General features: G+C 46.4%; 16 protein-coding genes, 1 tRNA gene and 1 pseudogene. 7 read left to right on the top strand and 11 right to left on the bottom strand.

Going from position 1 to position 16,756, the window contains the following annotated elements:
* Nucleotides 1-151 precede the first annotated feature (151 nt).
* Nucleotides 152-793 (top strand): lytic transglycosylase domain-containing protein, encoded by a 642-nt coding sequence (locus tag E6Q52_RS04255; RefSeq protein ID WP_292818903.1) that lies wholly within the window; start codon nt 152-154, stop codon nt 791-793.
* Nucleotides 794-865: 72 nt separating this feature from the next.
* Here the strand turns inward: E6Q52_RS04255 and E6Q52_RS04250 are convergent, their stop codons facing one another.
* Both E6Q52_RS04250 and queA read right to left on the bottom strand, forming a co-directional pair.
* Nucleotides 866-1,738: a hypothetical protein gene (locus E6Q52_RS04250; protein ID WP_292818901.1), complete on the bottom strand. Its 873-nt coding sequence runs from the start codon at nt 1,736-1,738 to the stop codon at nt 866-868.
* Between the two features lie 57 nt (nt 1,739-1,795).
* Nucleotides 1,796-2,836, bottom strand: coding sequence for a tRNA preQ1(34) S-adenosylmethionine ribosyltransferase-isomerase QueA (gene queA / locus E6Q52_RS04245; RefSeq protein WP_292818899.1), 1,041 nt, complete (start codon nt 2,834-2,836; stop codon nt 1,796-1,798).
* Nucleotides 2,837-2,892: 56 nt separating this feature from the next.
* Between queA and E6Q52_RS04240 the strand changes: the two genes are divergently transcribed.
* Nucleotides 2,893-2,977 (top strand) — tRNA-Leu (locus tag E6Q52_RS04240).
* 168 nt (nt 2,978-3,145) lie between these two features.
* Here the strand turns inward: E6Q52_RS04240 and E6Q52_RS04235 are convergent.
* The 7 genes and pseudogenes from E6Q52_RS04235 to dnaA form a co-directional block, all read right to left on the bottom strand.
* Nucleotides 3,146-4,287: pseudogene (locus E6Q52_RS04235) on the bottom strand (IS3 family transposase).
* 38 nt (nt 4,288-4,325) lie between these two features.
* Complete coding sequence (locus E6Q52_RS04230) at nt 4,326-5,183, bottom strand: N-6 DNA methylase (RefSeq protein ID WP_292818897.1); 858 nt, start codon at nt 5,181-5,183, stop codon at nt 4,326-4,328.
* Between the two features lie 8 nt (nt 5,184-5,191).
* The gene (locus tag E6Q52_RS04225; protein ID WP_292818895.1) at nt 5,192-6,055 is read right to left on the bottom strand and encodes a hypothetical protein; all 864 of its coding nucleotides are present in this window, start codon (nt 6,053-6,055) and stop codon (nt 5,192-5,194) included.
* Nucleotides 6,042-6,197: a hypothetical protein gene (locus E6Q52_RS04220; RefSeq protein WP_292818893.1), complete on the bottom strand. Its 156-nt coding sequence runs from the start codon at nt 6,195-6,197 to the stop codon at nt 6,042-6,044. The genes E6Q52_RS04225 and E6Q52_RS04220 overlap by 14 nt, the downstream gene beginning before the upstream one ends.
* Nucleotides 6,198-6,365: 168 nt before the next feature.
* The gene (gyrB, locus tag E6Q52_RS04215) at nt 6,366-8,771 is read right to left on the bottom strand and encodes a DNA topoisomerase (ATP-hydrolyzing) subunit B (RefSeq protein ID WP_292818891.1); all 2,406 of its coding nucleotides are present in this window, start codon (nt 8,769-8,771) and stop codon (nt 6,366-6,368) included.
* A 69-nt stretch (nt 8,772-8,840) separates the two neighbouring features.
* A complete protein-coding gene (dnaN, locus tag E6Q52_RS04210) occupies nt 8,841-9,944 on the bottom strand; it encodes a DNA polymerase III subunit beta (RefSeq protein ID WP_292818889.1) in 1,104 nt (367 codons plus the stop codon).
* A gap of 256 nt (nt 9,945-10,200) precedes the next feature.
* Nucleotides 10,201-11,616 carry a chromosomal replication initiator protein DnaA gene (gene dnaA / locus E6Q52_RS04205; protein ID WP_292818887.1) on the bottom strand — a complete coding sequence of 472 codons (1,416 nt, stop codon included), beginning with the start codon at nt 11,614-11,616 and terminating at the stop codon, nt 10,201-10,203.
* Between the two features lie 326 nt (nt 11,617-11,942).
* Here dnaA and rpmH point away from each other — a divergent pair, with 326 nt between their 5' ends.
* The 5 genes from rpmH to mnmE are packed head-to-tail and all read left to right on the top strand — an operon-like array spanning nt 11,943 to nt 15,635.
* Nucleotides 11,943-12,077: a 50S ribosomal protein L34 gene (gene rpmH / locus E6Q52_RS04200; RefSeq protein WP_018987191.1), complete on the top strand. Its 135-nt coding sequence runs from the start codon at nt 11,943-11,945 to the stop codon at nt 12,075-12,077.
* Nucleotides 12,078-12,109: 32 nt separating this feature from the next.
* Nucleotides 12,110-12,454 carry a ribonuclease P protein component gene (gene rnpA / locus E6Q52_RS04195; RefSeq protein ID WP_292818885.1) on the top strand — a complete coding sequence of 115 codons (345 nt, stop codon included), beginning with the start codon at nt 12,110-12,112 and terminating at the stop codon, nt 12,452-12,454.
* An 8-nt stretch (nt 12,455-12,462) separates the two neighbouring features.
* Nucleotides 12,463-12,672: a membrane protein insertion efficiency factor YidD gene (gene yidD / locus E6Q52_RS04190; protein ID WP_292818883.1), complete on the top strand. Its 210-nt coding sequence runs from the start codon at nt 12,463-12,465 to the stop codon at nt 12,670-12,672.
* Between the two features lie 19 nt (nt 12,673-12,691).
* A complete protein-coding gene (yidC, locus tag E6Q52_RS04185) occupies nt 12,692-14,290 on the top strand; it encodes a membrane protein insertase YidC (RefSeq protein WP_292818881.1) in 1,599 nt (532 codons plus the stop codon).
* Nucleotides 14,280-15,635, top strand: coding sequence for a tRNA uridine-5-carboxymethylaminomethyl(34) synthesis GTPase MnmE (gene mnmE / locus E6Q52_RS04180; RefSeq protein WP_292818880.1), 1,356 nt, complete (start codon nt 14,280-14,282; stop codon nt 15,633-15,635). Before yidC ends, mnmE begins: the two co-directional genes overlap by 11 nt.
* Nucleotides 15,636-15,645: 10 nt before the next feature.
* Here the strand turns inward: mnmE and E6Q52_RS04175 are convergent, their stop codons facing one another.
* On the bottom strand, nt 15,646-16,230 hold the full coding sequence (locus E6Q52_RS04175; protein WP_292818879.1) for a cytochrome b/b6 domain-containing protein: 585 nt from the start codon (nt 16,228-16,230) through the stop codon (nt 15,646-15,648).
* A gap of 5 nt (nt 16,231-16,235) precedes the next feature.
* Nucleotides 16,236-16,670: a cytochrome c'' gene (cycA, locus tag E6Q52_RS04170; RefSeq protein WP_292818877.1), complete on the bottom strand. Its 435-nt coding sequence runs from the start codon at nt 16,668-16,670 to the stop codon at nt 16,236-16,238.
* Nucleotides 16,671-16,756 lie beyond the last annotated feature (86 nt).

Below are 16,756 nucleotides of genomic sequence, written 5' to 3'. Positions count from 1 at the left end.
TACAAATAGTACGGCGACGCCCTGAGTATTGCGCAACACAGCAATTTGCCCGCGCAGCCACTTAGTCTGGTTTTCATTTGTCAGTAATTAGGGGGATTTCATCCCTTTATTTGGCGCCTTTGGCGGGATGAATTTAACTACAATAGACGCAATGAAAAAAGCATTCTTCTTTTTGTTTGCATTCTTGCTGGCTGGCCTGTGTGCCTGGTCAGCGCCGTCTTTTGCTGGCAACCAAAAAGAAGAGCCCTTGGCCAATAGCGTCAAGGCGCTGATGCAAAAGTCTGTCAGCGATCTCGCCGCGCCGCGCCTGTTATTTGATAACGAGCTCTCAGCACAACAATGGTTGCAGGAGATGTCCGCCCGTTTGGCTAAGCGCATACCTGACGCACAATACCGTGAAGACTTTTTGAAGTCTGTGCACTATGAGGCAACGCGTGCTGGCTTGGATCCACAATTGGTGCTTGGCCTGATTCACGTCGAAAGCGGCTTTAAAAAATATGCAGTGTCTAGCGTCGGTGCCCGTGGTTATATGCAGGTGATGCCGTTTTGGGTAAAGTCTATCGGCACCAACGAGCATAATTTATTTGATATGCGCTTAAACCTGCGTTATGGCTGCACGATTTTGCGTCATTATCTGGATATTGAGCGGGGCGATTATTACCGTGCCCTAGGCCGTTATAACGGCAGTCTGGGCAAGCCTGATTACCCTAACCTGGTAGTGGGTGCCTGGCGCAATCACTGGCATTATGACCCGCTTGCTGCGTCACCCAAACTGAATGTTGCCAGCCAGTAATGGTTGAAATGCAATAAAAAACCGCGCAATCGCGCGGTTTTTTATTATCTGTGACTTATCCAGCGAGTGTCCTTATTTGACCACTTTAAAGCCGTAATAGGTGCCAAACTCACCTTCTGGCTCATGGTAGATAAACATCATGCCGTTGGTATAGCCCAAGCCATTAAAGTGGTTTTGTGAGCGTAGCTTCATGGTCGCAGGCAGCGCGCTTTTGCCGACAAACTGGCCATTCAGGTCAAAAATCAAGACGGCTTTGTGGTCCACGTCCAGCAAGGCCAACTCGTTGCCAGCCACGCCAGTGAACGCAATATAGTGATCGCTGACGTCGTCATGCGCGACTTGGGCTTTGGCAAAGTCGAGTTTGATTTCACGCAGTTTTTCGCGCTGTTTTGCATCGACCACAAATACCAGGTTGCCTCTGTCCTGCTTGGCATAATAATGCTTGCTCACGGGGTCGTAGCTGGGCATGGTGCCTGCATCACCAAACGCAGGGTTAAACTGCGCCACATCCCCCGAGGTCTCCAGCAGCTCGCCTTTGTCACCTACATCCAGACTGTAAATGCCAGTGTTGGGTGAAAAACCTACCGCGCTGGAGATGTTGTAAGTAATGGTTTCCAGCTTGCCGGAGTTTGGGTTGTAATACAGCGAGCGATTGTCGTAGCCAGGTTTGGCCGAGTTGACATAGCTACCGTCTGCGGTAAAAGCGTGCACCTCAGACTTTGAAATTGGCGCCTCGAATTCGCTGCCCATCGGCGCCAGGCCGCCATCGGCAATGTAATAGTGTTGGTTGCTGGGCAAATAAGCCACGGCCATAGGGCGTGTGGTTGGTTTTTTAACCAGGGGGATTTTCACGCCGACTTCTGCCTCAGGCAAAATCTCAGCCTGGGCTGATAACGCCAGGCAAGAAAGTGCCAGTACGCTCAATATTTTTGGGGTGAATTGCATAGCTCCGTCATCCTGTTTTTATGGGTGTTTAATAGACTGTATTTTAACGCGCAAGTTTTAAGATTTCGAGGATGGTGCACGCGTGATTAGCATCGCGTCACCATAACTGAAAAAACGGTAAGACTGATCAATCGCATGCGCATAGGCCTGGCGCAACAAATCATAGCCGCCAAACGCAGAAACCAGCATCATCAAGGTGCTTTTCGGCAGGTGAAAGTTCGTGATCAGTCGATCGACCAACTTGAACTCAAAACCTGGCGTAATAAAAATATCGGTGTCGCCATGATGCGCAAACAGCTTGCCCGCATGTGCAGCGCTTTCCAGCGTGCGTAGCGAAGTCGTGCCTACAGCCGTCACGCGTTTGCCATTGGCGCGGGCATTCAAAATCGTACTAATCGTCTCTTCAGGCAAATGGTAAACCTCGCTATGCATATGGTGCTCGGCAATATTGTCGACTTTCACCGGTTGAAACGTCCCCGCGCCCACATGCAATGTCACGTAGCGCACATGAACGCCTTTATTAATGAGCGCCTGTAACAAGGCTTCATCAAAATGCAGGCCCGCCGTCGGTGCCGCCACCGCGCCTGCGTGTTTGGCAAATACGGTTTGGTAACGCGTGTCATCTGCCGCATCGGCTGTGTGTTCAATGTAAGGTGGCAACGGCAACTGGCCATATTGTTCCAGAAAGTCATACCAGGACTCATCACCCAGCAGGCGGATATGAAACATATCAGCATGCCTGCCTAACACCTCAGCCTGATAGTCGCCGGATAAATGCAGCAAACTGCCTGCTTTGGGCGAGCGCGAAGACTTGATTTGCGCATAAGCCTCTTGCGACGAAAGCACGCGGTCTATCATCACCTCAATCTGGCCGCCGGTAGCCTTTTGCCCAAACAGCCTGGCTTTGATCACCTTAGTGTCATTAAGGACCAGCACATCACCAGCCTCAAAGTGATCGGCAATCTGGCGGAAATAATTATCCCGGATGCTTTGCGCTATTGCATTGACTTCAAGCAGGCGGCTTTCTGAACGGTTGGGCAGCGGATGTTGTGCAATTAAGTGGGCGGGAAGGTAAAAATCGAAATCTAGAGTTTTCATAAATCAAAATTATGGTTATAATAGCTGTCTTTGAGATGTCCAACATTATATCCCATGCCGGGATGGCGGAACTGGTAGACGCACTGGACTCAAAATCCAGCGCCGCAAGGCGTGCCGGTTCGATTCCGGCTCCCGGCACCATGTAATAGTACAAAGAAGTAAGATTAAACCCGTAAATCAATGACTTACGGGTTTTTTTATGTCCAAAATTGTCCAAAGTCGTCGTTTGACATCCAACATTTTTGTGAGTAACGTTGTGAGTAATATAACTTACTCACATTGGACTTCACCCGCTTTACTAGACGATTATCAGGTTCCAATCTGTAACTTTTCAAACTCCATTGGACTCAGCTGATTGAGATGGCTGTGACGCCGTTTTCGATTGTAAAACACTTCGATATATTCAAATATCTCTGATTTAGCTTCCTCTCTTGATGCATAGATTTTTCGCTTCACTCGTTCCTTCTTTAAGCTACTAAAAAAGGATTCTGCCACGGCGTTGTCATAGCAATTACCACGACGGCTCATGCTGGGAATAAGCCGATTGTCTTTGCACCAGCGGGCAAAGTCATCGCTACCAAACTGGCTACCCTGGTCTGAATGAATGATGACCGGTTGTTTTGGTTTACGTCGCCATACAGCCATCAACAAAGCATCCAAGACGATTTCAGTCGCCATTGTTGGCTTCATCGACCAACCCACTACAGTGCGGGAGTAGAGATCTATCACCACAGCAAGATACAGCCAGCCCTCATATGTGCGAATATAGGTAATATCCGTGACCCAGGCTGCATCTGGCTGATTGAATCTAAACTGCTGTTGCAACCTGTTAGGAGAAGCTATCGATGGTTTACCTGAGACATGTCGAGGACGACGGTAGCCACGTATGGATTTAATGTTGGCTTGGCTCATCAAGCGAGCCACTCGCTTTACTCCACAACGAATACCAGCCTCCCGTAAGTCTCGATGAATGCGCGGGCTCCCTTAAATGCCATAACTCTCATCATAGGACTGCTTAATCTCTATCAGTAGCTTTTGGTCATCAATGGCTCGCTGAGATAAAGGGGAAGCTTTCCATGCGTAATAACCACTGCGGTGTACTTTGAGCACACGACACATGCTGCTGACCTTAAATTGGGATTGGTGCTGGTCAATAAATGTGTACTTCACTCGGGCTGGCTGGCAAAGTACACGGCGGCCTTTTTTAGGATATCCCGCTCTTCAGTAGCCCTTTTGAGCGCAGCATTCAACCTAGCAACTTCTTGTTTTAGTGCGACAACATCTGCGCTCACTCCAGGGCGCTTTTGAAGCTCAATTTCATGCCGCCATTTGTAAAGGCTCTTTGTTGATACGCCAAGGCGTTGAGCAACATCCGCGACATCATGACCGCGTTCTGTGATTTGCTTTACAGCTTCGAACTTAAACTCGTCCGTGTATCTGATACCCTTCATGTAACTTACTCCGTTCTGTTTTAGACATTATGATTTGTCTAGCAGAGCGGGTGAAGTCCAGTCTCAACCTTCAAATGCTTATAGGCAAGAGCAATTTGTTCAAATTTTGTTTTTTTATCAATAGTTGTTAGATACCTATAAGCTGTGCCACTTTGGAAAATAATACCTTCTGGTACGATAATGCCTGCCCGTCCTGTAGGTGTTAAGTGCTCATGTATGTAATCAACAAAAAGCACCTCTGAACGCGATGCCGCAATTGAAAACTTCTTGTGAGGTTTGATACCGCCTTTTGGTGACATAAAGGGTGGGTTTGCCAAAATGACATCGTAGTGTTCATTCCATTTGTCTTCTGATGTCAGAGTGTCGTACTCATCAATATGTGGGTCTGTGAAGCCATGCAGGTACATATTAGCGCGTGATAGTCGCACCATGTCTGGTGAAATATCGTAACCATGAATATTGGAGGCCAGTTTTGCTCTTTCTTCTGGTTTAAGTTTGTCGCCTGCTTTATTAGTTTTGTTGTTTTCGAGAATATATTTCCAAGCTGAAATCAGAAAACCCGCCGTGCCACAGGCTGGGTCTAAAATTGACTCTTGTTTTTGTGGGTTAATCACTTTAACAATAAAATCAATAATGTGGCGTGGCGTTCTGAATTGGCCAGCATCGCCTTGGCTACCCAACACAGATAACAAATACTCAAAAGCATCGCCCAATCGTTCTGAGTGGTCGTAGCTAAAGGTATTAATCTCTTTGAGAAATGCACGTAGTGTTTCTGGGTCGCGATAGGGTAAATAGGCATTTTTGAAAATATCCCTGAATAGCACTGGCAAATGGGTATTCTCGGTCATTTTGGTAATGGCTTCTGAATATAAATTAAGCGTGTCTTGTCCGCCCATTTCAGGGGCTAGTAATTTGCTCCATCGTAGTTAAACTTTTCTTCAAAGTATTCGCAGACTGCAAAGAAATCGAATAATTTGAATTGTTTTTTGTCTGGTTCGGTAATCAGTGGTTTGATTGATTCATCAAATAGTTGCTCTAAAAAGTGATGTTTGCGTGTGCCACGACCTTTGATTTGCACAAAATCTGAGGGTGAAAAGATTGGGCGCATCATCGCCAAATTTAATATATCTGGGCAGTCATAACCCGTGGTCATCATACCAACTGTCACACAGACTCTGGCTTTGCTAGTTTTGTAATGCGGATTGAAGTTGGCTGAACCAAGCAAGTTGTTATTGGTAAAGTTGATGGTGAATTGCTGTGCCTCTGGAATACTTGAAGTCACCTGTACGGCAAAGTCTGATTGATATTTACCTGGCCATACTTTATCTGCAAGCGTGTTTAATAATTGCGTGATTTTCTCTGCATGTTTTTGGCTCACTGCAAAGACTATTCCCTTACCAAACTCTTGTGTTACTGGGTCTCGCAGACCGTTTTTAATAAATGTCTCGCAGAAGATAGTGTTTGTAGACTCTGAGAAAAATTTCTTCTCAAAATCTTTTGAAACATAGCTTTGTTCTTGCTGACCATTATCACCGTTGGTGATGGTGACTGCATAACCCTGTTCTGAGATTAACTTGGTTGTTATTTCTGTTCTGGCATCCACCACAATTGGGTTAATCAGAAATCCATCGCGAACACCATCAAGTAATGAATATCTGAATGTTGGCTCACCTGAATCACAGCCAAACGTTTGATAGGTATCCAATAACAAACGTCTTTCTTGTTCTCTAGGGTCTCTTGTGGTTGGCTTGTCTTTAGTAAAAGTCATCTATTTGTGTTTTGGTAAGTTTTACATTCGGCTCTAGAACTACATTTGCCTTGATGTTTTGATCATCAAAGAAGCGCCAACCTGACTCTATGAGTAAGCTGTTAATTTTTATTCTGGCTTGTGCTTCGTTGGTTTTTGACATGGTTTTATGACTTTTCTTACATTTTACCTTGATGAGCATTCTTTCTCACGGATTGATTTTTTTCAATCCACTTGCTTGATTTAATCGAAATAAAAAAGGGCCCTAACGGACCCTTTATGAAGAAAAATGAGAAAAATGAAGTTTTAGGTGAGAACCTACAACAATTCGTTAAATATCAAGTGAGCTGACGCTGAGTGCATTGCTTTCGATAAATGCACGGCGTGGTTCCACGTTATCGCCCATTAATGTGGTGAAGATTTCATCGGCGCCGATGGCATCTTCAATTTGCACTTTGAGTAAGCGACGTACGGTAGGGTCCATGGTGGTTTCCCACAATTGTTCCGGGTTCATCTCGCCCAGGCCTTTATAACGCTGAATATTCAGGTTATGTTTGGCTTCGCCCAGCAACCAGTCCAGCGCCTGTTTAAAGGTGCTGACTTTTTGCTCTTTTTCGCCGCGCTTGATCAATGCGCCTTCGCCTAACAGGTTGTTAACCATGTTTGAGGTGCGGTTGATTTGGCGATAATCGCCACTGCTTAAGAATGCAGCATCAATCACGCAACTTTCGAGGTTACCGTGCACGTATTTGTTCACTTCGAGGCGGTAAGCACTGGTTTCAGTGTCTTGTGCAACGATGACTTCAGAACCGACGGCACCAAGGATAGGACGCAGTTTTTCAGCGGCTGCATTGGCAGCAGACTCTGTGCTCAAATCGAGGTCACCCAAATCTTGAATCGCGCGTAACACGCTTTCATCATAAAGGTTGGCAATACGGCGGATCACGGCTTCTGTCAGCACCATTTGTTTGGCGATACTGGTCAGGGCGTCATCTTTTAGAATGTCGCCGCCTTCTTTAGTCACCAGCACGGCATCACGCAAGGCAGAGTTGAGCAGGTATTCGTCCAGCTCGTGTTCGTCTTTGAGGTAGCGCTCATCGCGGCCTTGTTTGACTTTATAGAGCGGTGGTTGCGCAATGTAGATATGGCCGTTTTCGACCAACTCTGGCATTTGGCGATAAAAAAACGTCAGCAACAAGGTACGGATGTGCGCACCGTCGACGTCCGCATCTGTCATGATGATGATACGGTGATAACGCAGTTTTTCTAGGTTAAAGTCATCTTTGCCAATGCCGGTACCCATGGCTGTGATCAGCGTGGCGATTTCTTGTGAGCCCAGCAGTTTGTCAAAACGTGCTTTTTCTACGTTGAGAATCTTACCCTTGAGCGGCAAAATCGCCTGGAACTTACGGTCACGGCCTTGTTTGGCTGAACCACCCGCTGAGTCACCCTCGACCAGGTAGAGTTCAGACAAGGCTGGATTTTTTTCCTGGCAATCAGCCAGTTTGCCTGGCAGACCCATAGTATCCATCACGCCTTTACGACGTGTAATTTCACGCGCCTTACGCGCAGCTTCTCGTGCACGCGCGGCTTCTACGATCTTGCCGCAAACAATTTTGGCATCGACCGGATTTTCTTCTAAAAACTCAGCCAGTTTAGCTGCCACAATCTCAGACACCACTGGCTGCACTTCGCTAGACACCAGTTTATCTTTGGTTTGTGAGGAGAATTTAGGATCAGGCACCTTGACTGACAACACGCAGGTAATGCCTTCGCGCATATCGTCGCCTGTGGTTTCAACCTTGGCTTTTTTAGCAAATTCGTTTTGCTCGATATACTGGTTCAGCGTGCGTGTCATCGCTGTACGCAAGCCGGTCAAGTGTGTGCCACCATCGCGTTGCGGAATATTATTGGTAAAACACTGTACGGTTTCAGAGTAGCTATCGTTCCATTGCATCGCTACTTCTACCGTCATATTGTCTTTTTCGCTGATGGCGTAAAACACTTTTGGATGCAGCACGGTTTTTGTGCGGTTCATGTACTCGACAAAACCTTTGATGCCTCCGCTAAAGGCAAAGTTTTCAGACTTGCCGGTGCGTTGATCAATCAGCTCAATTTTGACGCCATTATTCAAAAAAGATAATTCGCGGATCCGCTTGGCCAGAATTTCAAAGTGATATTCAACCAGCACAAATGTTTCCACCGAGGCCAGAAAGTGCACTTCTGTGCCTTTTTTGTCTGTGGTGCCGGTGATCGCTAATGGCGCTTGTGGCACACCGCGATGAAATTCCATCTGGTGCACTTTGCCTTTGCGATAAATTTTCAGTTTTAGCCAGTCTGACAAGGCATTGACCACAGACACACCGACGCCATGCAATCCGCCAGAGACTTTGTAAGAGTTTTGGTCAAACTTACCACCGGCATGTAATTCGGTCATGACGATTTCAGCCGCAGAGCGTTTAGGCTCATGTTTGTCGTCGTCTTTAATATCGGTAGGAATACCGCGGCCGTTATCAGAAATACTGATCGAGTTATCCGGGTGGATAATCACTTTAATGTCGTCACAGTGGCCTGCCAGCGCTTCGTCAATCGCATTATCGAGCACTTCGAATACCATATGGTGCAAACCAGAACCATCTGACGTGTCACCAATGTACATGCCGGGACGCTTACGTACGGCGTCCAAACCTTCCAAAATCTTGATACTGTCTGAGTTATATTCTTGTGGCTCTGCCATAACAAAAGTTTCTTTAATTGAGATTAAAAGTCACTGCAGCGTGTTTCACGTGAAACACGAGTGCGTGCATTATATGCGCATTGGCATCACAACGTATTTATAGTTGCTATCGCTGGCAGCAGTAATCAGACAACTGCTATTGGCATCGGCAAAGGCAAACTCAATTTGCTCATCACTTAGGTTATTCAGCACATCGATCAGATACGTCACATTAAAGCCAATATCCAAAGGAACTTGACTGTAGTCGATTTCCACTTCTTCTTCGGCTTCTTCTTGCTCAGTGTTAGTACTAATCAACTTGAGTAAGCCTGCTGTAATCACCATACGAATACTGCGATATTTTTCGTTGGACAAAATTGAAGCACGTTGCAACGCACTTAAAATCGCCACCCGGTTCACCATAAACGTATTTTGGTGACCGGTTGGAATCACGCGGTTGTAGTCCGGAAACTTGCCATCAATCACTTTGCTGATGAGCTGGATATCCCCAAACTCAAAACTCACCTGGCCATTAAGTAAATCAATCACCACCGGAGCTTCTGATTGCTCATCGAGTAACTTGGTCAGTTCCAGCACTGTTTTGCGCGGCAAAATGACCTCTGTTTTTTCAAAGCTTTGGTCGAGTGTAGTGTTGGTGTAACTCAAACGATGGCCATCCGTGCCTACCACGTGTAGCTGGTTGCCATTTACTTCGAGCAACAAACCGTTCAGGTAATAACGGATATCCTGTTGCGCCATGGCGAACTCCACCTGCTTGAGCAAGCGTTTAAGCTCTGATTGCGCCAGGCTAAAACTAATGTTCTGGCCGCTGGCTTTACTCATCAAAGGATAATCAGCCGCAGGCAAGGTTTGCAGGTTAAACCGGCTTTTACCTGCTTTGAGTGTGATGCGATTATCCTGGTTATTCATTTCAATAGACGCGCTATCTGGCAATGAACGACAGATATCCAGCAACTTTTTAGCAGAAATCGTCGTACTCAATTCGCCTTCAATGCCGCTGTTGACCTTGAGTGAAATTTGCATTTCCAGATCAGTGGCTGTCAGATGCATTTCTTGCTGCTTGATGTTCACCAGCAGGTTAGAAAGGATGGGCAGCGTATGTCTGCGCTCTACGATGCCAGTGACACTATTGAGGGGTTTAAGCAAAACCTCACGGTTGATTTTGATTTGCATGGCCTGACCTGATTAATAACTTTATTTCAATATATAAAAGATAAGACTAATAGTAATGTACGACTTTTTTGTGGGTAACTCTAAAAATTAATTTAATTCAAAGACTTACAAACATTTTAGCTTGTGCATAAATTGCGGTTTAAACATGCATGGTTTGTGGCTGATATTGTAAACTGATTTTATCTTGTCTATACGCAATATTTAACCACACCTCATTCTCAACTTATCCACAGCTTGTCTTGCTAAATTTTTTTAGCTAATCGCGAATGACCTGCGTTAGCAAACCGATGTCTCTTGCTAATGTTTGGTCATTTAGGCGTAATTGTTCAATTTCTTCACAGGCGTGCATCACCGTAGTGTGGTGACGACCGCCAAAGGCTTCACCGATCTCCGGGAAGCTATGATTGGTTAATTCACGCGCCAAAGACATAGCCACTTGACGTGGCCTGGCGACATTACGAGAACGTTTTTTGCTAAACATGTCGCTGACTTTAATCTTGTAGTAGTCAGCCACGGTTTTCTGGATGTTTTCAATGGTAATCTGGCGGCCGCGTACCGCAATCAGGTCGCGTAAAGCGTCTTTGGCCAGATGCACATCAATGGCATGGCCGGTAAAGTTGGCCATGGCGATAATACGGTTTAAAGCACCTTCAAGCTCACGGACGCTAGAGCGGATTTGCTTGGCGACAAAAAAAGCCACATCTTCATGCAGGTTTATTTTGAGGTTTTCGGCTTTTTTGCGCAAAATGGCCACACGCATTTCCAGTTCCGGCGGTTCAACCGCCACTGTCAGGCCCCAGCTAAAGCGCGTTCGCAAGCGCTCATCCATGTCAACGATCTCTTTAGGATACGTATCGCATGTGATGACAATCTGTTTTTTTTCTTCAATCAGGCTGTTAAAGGCGTAAAAAAACTCTTCTTGGGTGCGGGTCTTTTTAGCAAAGAACTGAATATCGTCAATCAGTAACAAGTCGAGTGAGTGATATTGTTGCTTAAATTCGTCAAATGCCTTGTTTTCGTAGGCTTTCACCACGTCAGAGACATAACGTTCCGCATGCAGATAACGTATATTGGCCTCTGGTTTGGCTTTTTTGAGTTCGTTGCCGATGGCTTGCAATAAATGGGTTTTACCCAGGCCGACGCCACCATAAATAAACAAGGGGTTATAAGCCTGACCAGGATTGCCTGCGACTTGAATTGCCGCGGCCCGCGCTAACTGGTTGGCACGGCCTGTCACATAGTTATCAAACAGAAAGCTATCATTAAGGCCACTGCTTTTTTCAGACCTGAGATGCTTGGCTGGCGCGCGGTTACTCACCGGTTTTTTATCAATGACTCTTGAAGATTGAGCTTGTGCTGCTGCGACTACTGCTTCTACTGGTGATTGAGGCGGTGCGGCTTTAATCGGGGCTGGGTTTGGTGCGGGTGCGGCTTGTTCACTAGTATCGACAATCAGTTCAACCACCGCACTGGGCGATAATTCGGTGGCGATGGTGGCAATGCGACTAAAAAATTTGCTTTTTACCCATTGCATGACAAATTTATTAGGCGCGACAATCTGCACCGCCTCACCATTGACGCGTGCTTTGAGGGGTTTAATCCAGGTATTGTATTGTTGTGCCGAGAGCTCTTTTTCGAACTTCAGCAAACAATAGGCCCAAAAATTTTCCATTGCTCCAGTGCTTTTTTAAAAGTGTCAGCAAAAACTCAGCCCGTTTCCGTGTTTCAGGCACTGTTTGCGTTTGTTCGTTATAATTGCCAGGAAGAGTGGCAGAAGACGTGGTCGTGTGGCGATAGTCGCCTTGACCTATGGCTGACATTCTAAACGTTTTAATCTGAGTTATCCACAGCCATGATCTATAATAAAATAAAAAAAATCATTGACATAAGGTCTCGATTTGCTGTTTAATTAAGGGTTTTTGGAATCGGCAAATATTCTCTGTTTAATCAGCGTTGCCGGACGACAGTTTAATTGCCACTATTGGCAGGAGTTTAATAATGAAACGTACCTATCAACCATCTAAAACCCGTCGTGCACGTACCCATGGCTTTCTGGTACGCATGAAAACCAAAGGTGGCCGCGCAGTGATTGCTGCTCGTCGCGCCAAAGGTCGTAAACGTCTGGGTCTGTAATCCTTGACGATGCATTGCTTGAAACTCAATGCATGACATTGTACAAGCTAAAAAAAACGGATGAATTTTCATCCGTTTTTAGTTTCAGGAAACGGTTTTATGGTGAGTGGCTGTTTGCCAACATCATGCCTAACCAGCAAGACCATCATCGTTATGGCCTGGTTGTGTCGAAAAAAGTCGCCAAGCTGGCGGTTAAACGCAATTATATGAAGCGCGTCTTGCGTGAATTGTTGCGGGCACAACCCTCTCTGGTCGACCATGGCTTTGATGTCGTGCTACAAGTGCGCAAGGCTTTTCAGCATGATGATTTTCCGGCCATACAACGTGATTTGTCACAATTACTGGCTAGACTAAAAAAAATCGCACCCGTTTCCTAACAATTCTGATGAAAACGATACTGATTACATTAGTAAAATGTTACCAGTGGGGGTTAAGCCCCTGGCTGGGCCGTCAATGTCGTTTCCATCCAACCTGTTCACACTACGCCATTGAGGCATTACAGCACTACGGTGCCTGGCATGGTAGCCTGTTAGCTTTGCGCCGCATTGGCCGCTGCCATCCATGGCATCCCGGTGGTGTGGATCCCCTTCCTTAGACTTGTAAAACGAAACCTTATGGATACTCGCCGTTTAATACTGTTCGTGATTTTCTCCTTTTCAATTATGTTGTTGTGGGATGCGTGGCAACAACAGCATACGCCTGCGCCAGCTGTGCAACAGGCGGCGGTGCAAACCTCGCCTGCGGACAAACCACAAGAAAATGGCTTTAAATTAAGTCAAGGGACACGTATTGCGGTTAAAACAGACCGCTATGCGGCGGTGATTGATACGGTTGGTGGTGATTTGCGTCAGTTATCTTTGCTGGAACATCAGGCCGACGATAATTCAGGCCCTTATGAGCTGATGAGTGACGCCAGTGCAGATAAATTATATGTGGCGCAAACCGGTCTTAAAGGTGATGGTTTGCCTACCCATTATGTGATGTTCACTTCGGCTGAGACTAATTACACCTTGCAAGAAGGCCAGGACACATTAGAAGTGCGTCTAACTGCGCCAGAAACCAATGGCGTGGCTGTGGATAAGGTATATCGCTTTCACCGTGGTCAATATTTGATCGATGTTGTTTACGAGATCAAAAACAATAGCGATAAAGCGATCTCACCTTCTGTGTATTATCAGATTATTCATGATAATGAGTCCAACCAGGGCTCTAAAATGATGCCAACTTTTACTGGCGGTGCTTATTTCACCGAGGCAGACAAATACAATAAGGTCAAATTTGATGAAATGGCCAAAAAAGATGTGTCGATTAATGCCAAAGATGGCTGGGTAGGCTTGGTACAACATTATTTTGTCAGTGCCTGGGTGCCGCAATCGTCGGCTGAGCGCAAGTTCTACACCACTAAATTGAGTGAACATGATTTCTCGATTGGTACTATCTTACCTGTGGGTGAAATCGCCGCCGGAAGCAGCAAAACGGTCGATGCCAAACTGTTTAGTGGTCCGCAAGTGCAAGATGACTTAGCGGCTGCTGCCCCTGGTTTGGAGTATGTGGTTGATTACGGGATTCTGACCGTGATTGCCAAACCGTTAATGTGGTTGTTGACCCATATTCACGACCTGGTAAAAAACTGGGGCATTGCCATCATTGTGCTCACTATTCTGATCAAGGCCGCTTTCTTTAAATTGTCTGCTTCTGGCTACCGTAATATGGCGCATCTGCGTGAAATCGCGCCGCGTATGCAAGCGCTGAAAGACAAATTTGGTGATGATAAGCAAAAGCTGCAGCAAGCCATGATGGAAATGTATCGCACAGAGAAGATCAACCCGATGGGCGGCTGCTTGCCTATCTTGGTGCAGATTCCTGTGTTTATTTCATTGTATTGGGTATTGCTGGGCTCTGTTGAGTTGCGCCATGCGCCGTTCTTTGGCTGGATTCAAGATTTGTCAGCGACAGACCCCTACTTTGTCTTGCCGGTGCTCATGGGTGCGACCATGATTATTCAAACCTTTTTGAATCCGCCACCAACCGACCCGATTCAAGCCAAAGTGATGAAAATCATGCCAGTGGCTTTCAGTATTTTCTTCTTCTTCTTCCCGGCTGGCCTAGTGTTATATTGGCTGGTGAACAACATTCTGTCTATCTGGCAGCAATGGGCGATTAACCGCATGATTCATGCCGAAGCTGTGGCAAAAAAAGGACATGGCAAATAATCAGCCAGCTTTAACAGACACCATTGCCGCCATCGCCACCGCACCAGGTGCGGGCGGCATTGGGGTGGTTAGGGTGTCTGGCCCGTTAGCAGCAGAAATTGCTGCGCAAATTTTAGGCCACTGCCCTGCCCCACGCCATGCGGCTTATCTGCCGTTTTTGCAAGCCGATGCCACGCTCATTGACCGTGGCATTGCCATCTATTTCCCCAACCCACACTCTTACACCGGCGAAGATGTACTGGAGCTGCAGGCACACGGTGGCACAGCGCTGATGCAAATGTTGCTCGCGCGTTGCATCGAATGCGGTGCGCGTCATGCACAAGCTGGCGAGTTTACCCAGCGCGCCTACTTAAACGATAAGCTCGACCTGGCACAGGCAGAAGCTGTTGCTGACCTCATTAATGCCGCCACGGTAGAAGCTGCACGCAGCGCGGTAAGATCGCTCTCGGGTGAGTTTTCACAAGCGATACAGGCCTTGCTGCAACAGTTGGTCGATTTGCGTATGTATGTTGAAGCGTGTCTGGATTTTCCTGAAGAAGAAATTGATTTCATCACACAGGGGCGCGTGCGCGAAAAATTGCAGGCGAACCAAGCAACGTTACAGCATATCTTTGACCAGGCCAAGCAAGGTGTCTTATTACGCGAAGGGATTAATGTTGTATTAATAGGTCAGCCTAATGTAGGTAAGTCTAGTTTGCTGAATGCATTATCTGGCGAAGAGGTGGCGATTGTGACACCGATTGCAGGCACCACACGGGATACGATTAAAAGTGTTATCCAGATTGAAGGTGTGCCGCTGCATGTGATTGATACCGCTGGTCTGCGAGAGACCGAAGATACGGTAGAACAAGTGGGTATTGCGCGCACCTGGAAGGCGATTGAAACCGCGCATGTGGCTTTGTTGTTGGTAGATAGCCAACATGGGGTTGGCGCGCAAGAAACGGCAATTTTGCAAAAGTTGCCGTCAGAGATCAAAAAAGTCTGGGTACATAACAAGATAGATGTTTCACGTGAAACATCGCGCATTGAAAAACGCGAAAATGAGCAACACGTGTTTTTATCGGCCAAGACAGGCGATGGTATTGCCAACCTGAAAAAAACGCTGCTAGAGATTGTGGGATATCAGCCTGGTGGCGAGGGTGTGTTCATGGCGAGGGCGCGACATTTGCAAGCATTGCAAGAAGTTGAGCAACATTTGCATCACGCCATGTTGCAAATGCATGCCGCAGAATTAGTAGCCGAAGAATTGCGTTGCGCACAAGAGGCGCTGGGGTCTATTACTGGTGAATTCACGCCAGATGATTTGTTGGGTGAAATTTTTAGCCGCTTTTGTATTGGCAAATAAAAAACCCGCACTAGCGGGTTTTTTTTCGCGGGAATGGCGTATCACGCTGGTTAAATCGCTCATCAATACTACACACCCGTTTACAGCCGGTAATCATGGCCCAGATCAGATTGTCGTGATTAATAAAGCTTTCAAAAATCACGCCCAATACATGCACGACCACCACTGCTAACCAGGCCCAGGTGACGTAATGGTGTAGTACCTTACTCATTTCATCATCAATCATACCCCAGCCGTTGTTGAACACAATGCAACCAGAGCCAACTGTAATGATGCCGAGACCCAGCATGGCATAAATGGCAATAGAACCGGTTGGGTTATGCCCAATATAATGCCTAGCGGTGCCCTTGAGCAATTTAAAAAGATGTTTCACCGCCCATACCGGGTTCAACGGAAAGCTGTGAAAGCTGGCGTAGCCTGTAGCAATCAGCCCCCATATAATACGAGCGACAATCAATGACCCTGCGACATAACCAGCATACGCATGATGCAATTGCTCCCACATGGAGGCGTGTGTATAGAAAGCATACCCAAACGCCGCCACTAAGGACCAATGAAAGATCCTGATAAAGGGATCCCAAACATACCGTAGCATTTTTATTATTTGCTAGGCTTGGTTTCTGTCAGCAGATAAGCAATAAAGTTGGCTTTTTCTGAAGGTGAGCAATCAGCACCCAGGATGTCATTGCAGTGCTTGGTGAACTCGTCTTCTACTTTATCGATATCAGTAAAGCGCTTGGTATTGACGCGAGGTGCCAATGGTGGAATCTCTTTACCTGTCACCATGTTTTTACCTGCGTTTGCAGGGTTATTAGTGTGGCATGAGGCACAAGCCGCTTCTTTACCGCTAGGTGTTTTGAATTTGCGGTTAAAGAAAATTTTACCGTCTGTAATAGATGGTGCTTCGTACATTGGGTTAGCAGAGTGTGCAATGTTGGTGTATTTGTAGACGAGTTTTTCGGCATTCGTTACATCAGCCGCTGCGTGTACAGAAAATAAAACCCCGAATGCAGCAATCATTGTTTTTAATTTCATGGGTAAGGCTCCTTGGTTGTTATCAAAAAAATTCTATTCTTCTTATGTTAAGTAAATATGGCCTGCTTGTAATTGATTTGTATTAA

The organism is Methylophilus sp. (genome assembly GCF_008015755.1).
Lineage (GTDB): Bacteria > Pseudomonadota > Gammaproteobacteria > Burkholderiales > Methylophilaceae > Methylophilus.
The sequence above is the reverse complement of the archived record's forward strand: the minus strand, read 5'-3'. Positions and strand labels throughout refer to the sequence as shown.

Excerpts from the sequence above, each read along its gene's own strand:
- E6Q52_RS04255 (WP_292818903.1), top strand. The coding sequence starts at position 152 with ATGAAAAAAGCATTCTTCTTTTTGTTTGCATTCTTGCTGGCTGGCCTG.
- E6Q52_RS04250 (WP_292818901.1), bottom strand. The coding sequence starts at position 1,738 with ATGCAATTCACCCCAAAAATATTGAGCGTACTGGCACTTTCTTGCCTG.
- queA (WP_292818899.1), bottom strand. The coding sequence starts at position 2,836 with ATGAAAACTCTAGATTTCGATTTTTACCTTCCCGCCCACTTAATTGCA.
- E6Q52_RS04230 (WP_292818897.1), bottom strand. The coding sequence starts at position 5,183 with ATGGGCGGACAAGACACGCTTAATTTATATTCAGAAGCCATTACCAAA.
- E6Q52_RS04225 (WP_292818895.1), bottom strand. The coding sequence starts at position 6,055 with ATGACTTTTACTAAAGACAAGCCAACCACAAGAGACCCTAGAGAACAA.
- E6Q52_RS04220 (WP_292818893.1), bottom strand. The coding sequence starts at position 6,197 with ATGTCAAAAACCAACGAAGCACAAGCCAGAATAAAAATTAACAGCTTA.
- gyrB (WP_292818891.1), bottom strand. The coding sequence starts at position 8,771 with ATGGCAGAGCCACAAGAATATAACTCAGACAGTATCAAGATTTTGGAA.
- dnaN (WP_292818889.1), bottom strand. The coding sequence starts at position 9,944 with ATGCAAATCAAAATCAACCGTGAGGTTTTGCTTAAACCCCTCAATAGT.
- dnaA (WP_292818887.1), bottom strand. The coding sequence starts at position 11,616 with ATGGAAAATTTTTGGGCCTATTGTTTGCTGAAGTTCGAAAAAGAGCTC.
- rpmH (WP_018987191.1), top strand. The coding sequence starts at position 11,943 with ATGAAACGTACCTATCAACCATCTAAAACCCGTCGTGCACGTACCCAT.
- rnpA (WP_292818885.1), top strand. The coding sequence starts at position 12,110 with ATGACATTGTACAAGCTAAAAAAAACGGATGAATTTTCATCCGTTTTT.
- yidD (WP_292818883.1), top strand. The coding sequence starts at position 12,463 with ATGAAAACGATACTGATTACATTAGTAAAATGTTACCAGTGGGGGTTA.
- yidC (WP_292818881.1), top strand. The coding sequence starts at position 12,692 with ATGGATACTCGCCGTTTAATACTGTTCGTGATTTTCTCCTTTTCAATT.
- mnmE (WP_292818880.1), top strand. The coding sequence starts at position 14,280 with ATGGCAAATAATCAGCCAGCTTTAACAGACACCATTGCCGCCATCGCC.
- E6Q52_RS04175 (WP_292818879.1), bottom strand. The coding sequence starts at position 16,230 with ATGCTACGGTATGTTTGGGATCCCTTTATCAGGATCTTTCATTGGTCC.
- cycA (WP_292818877.1), bottom strand. The coding sequence starts at position 16,670 with ATGAAATTAAAAACAATGATTGCTGCATTCGGGGTTTTATTTTCTGTA.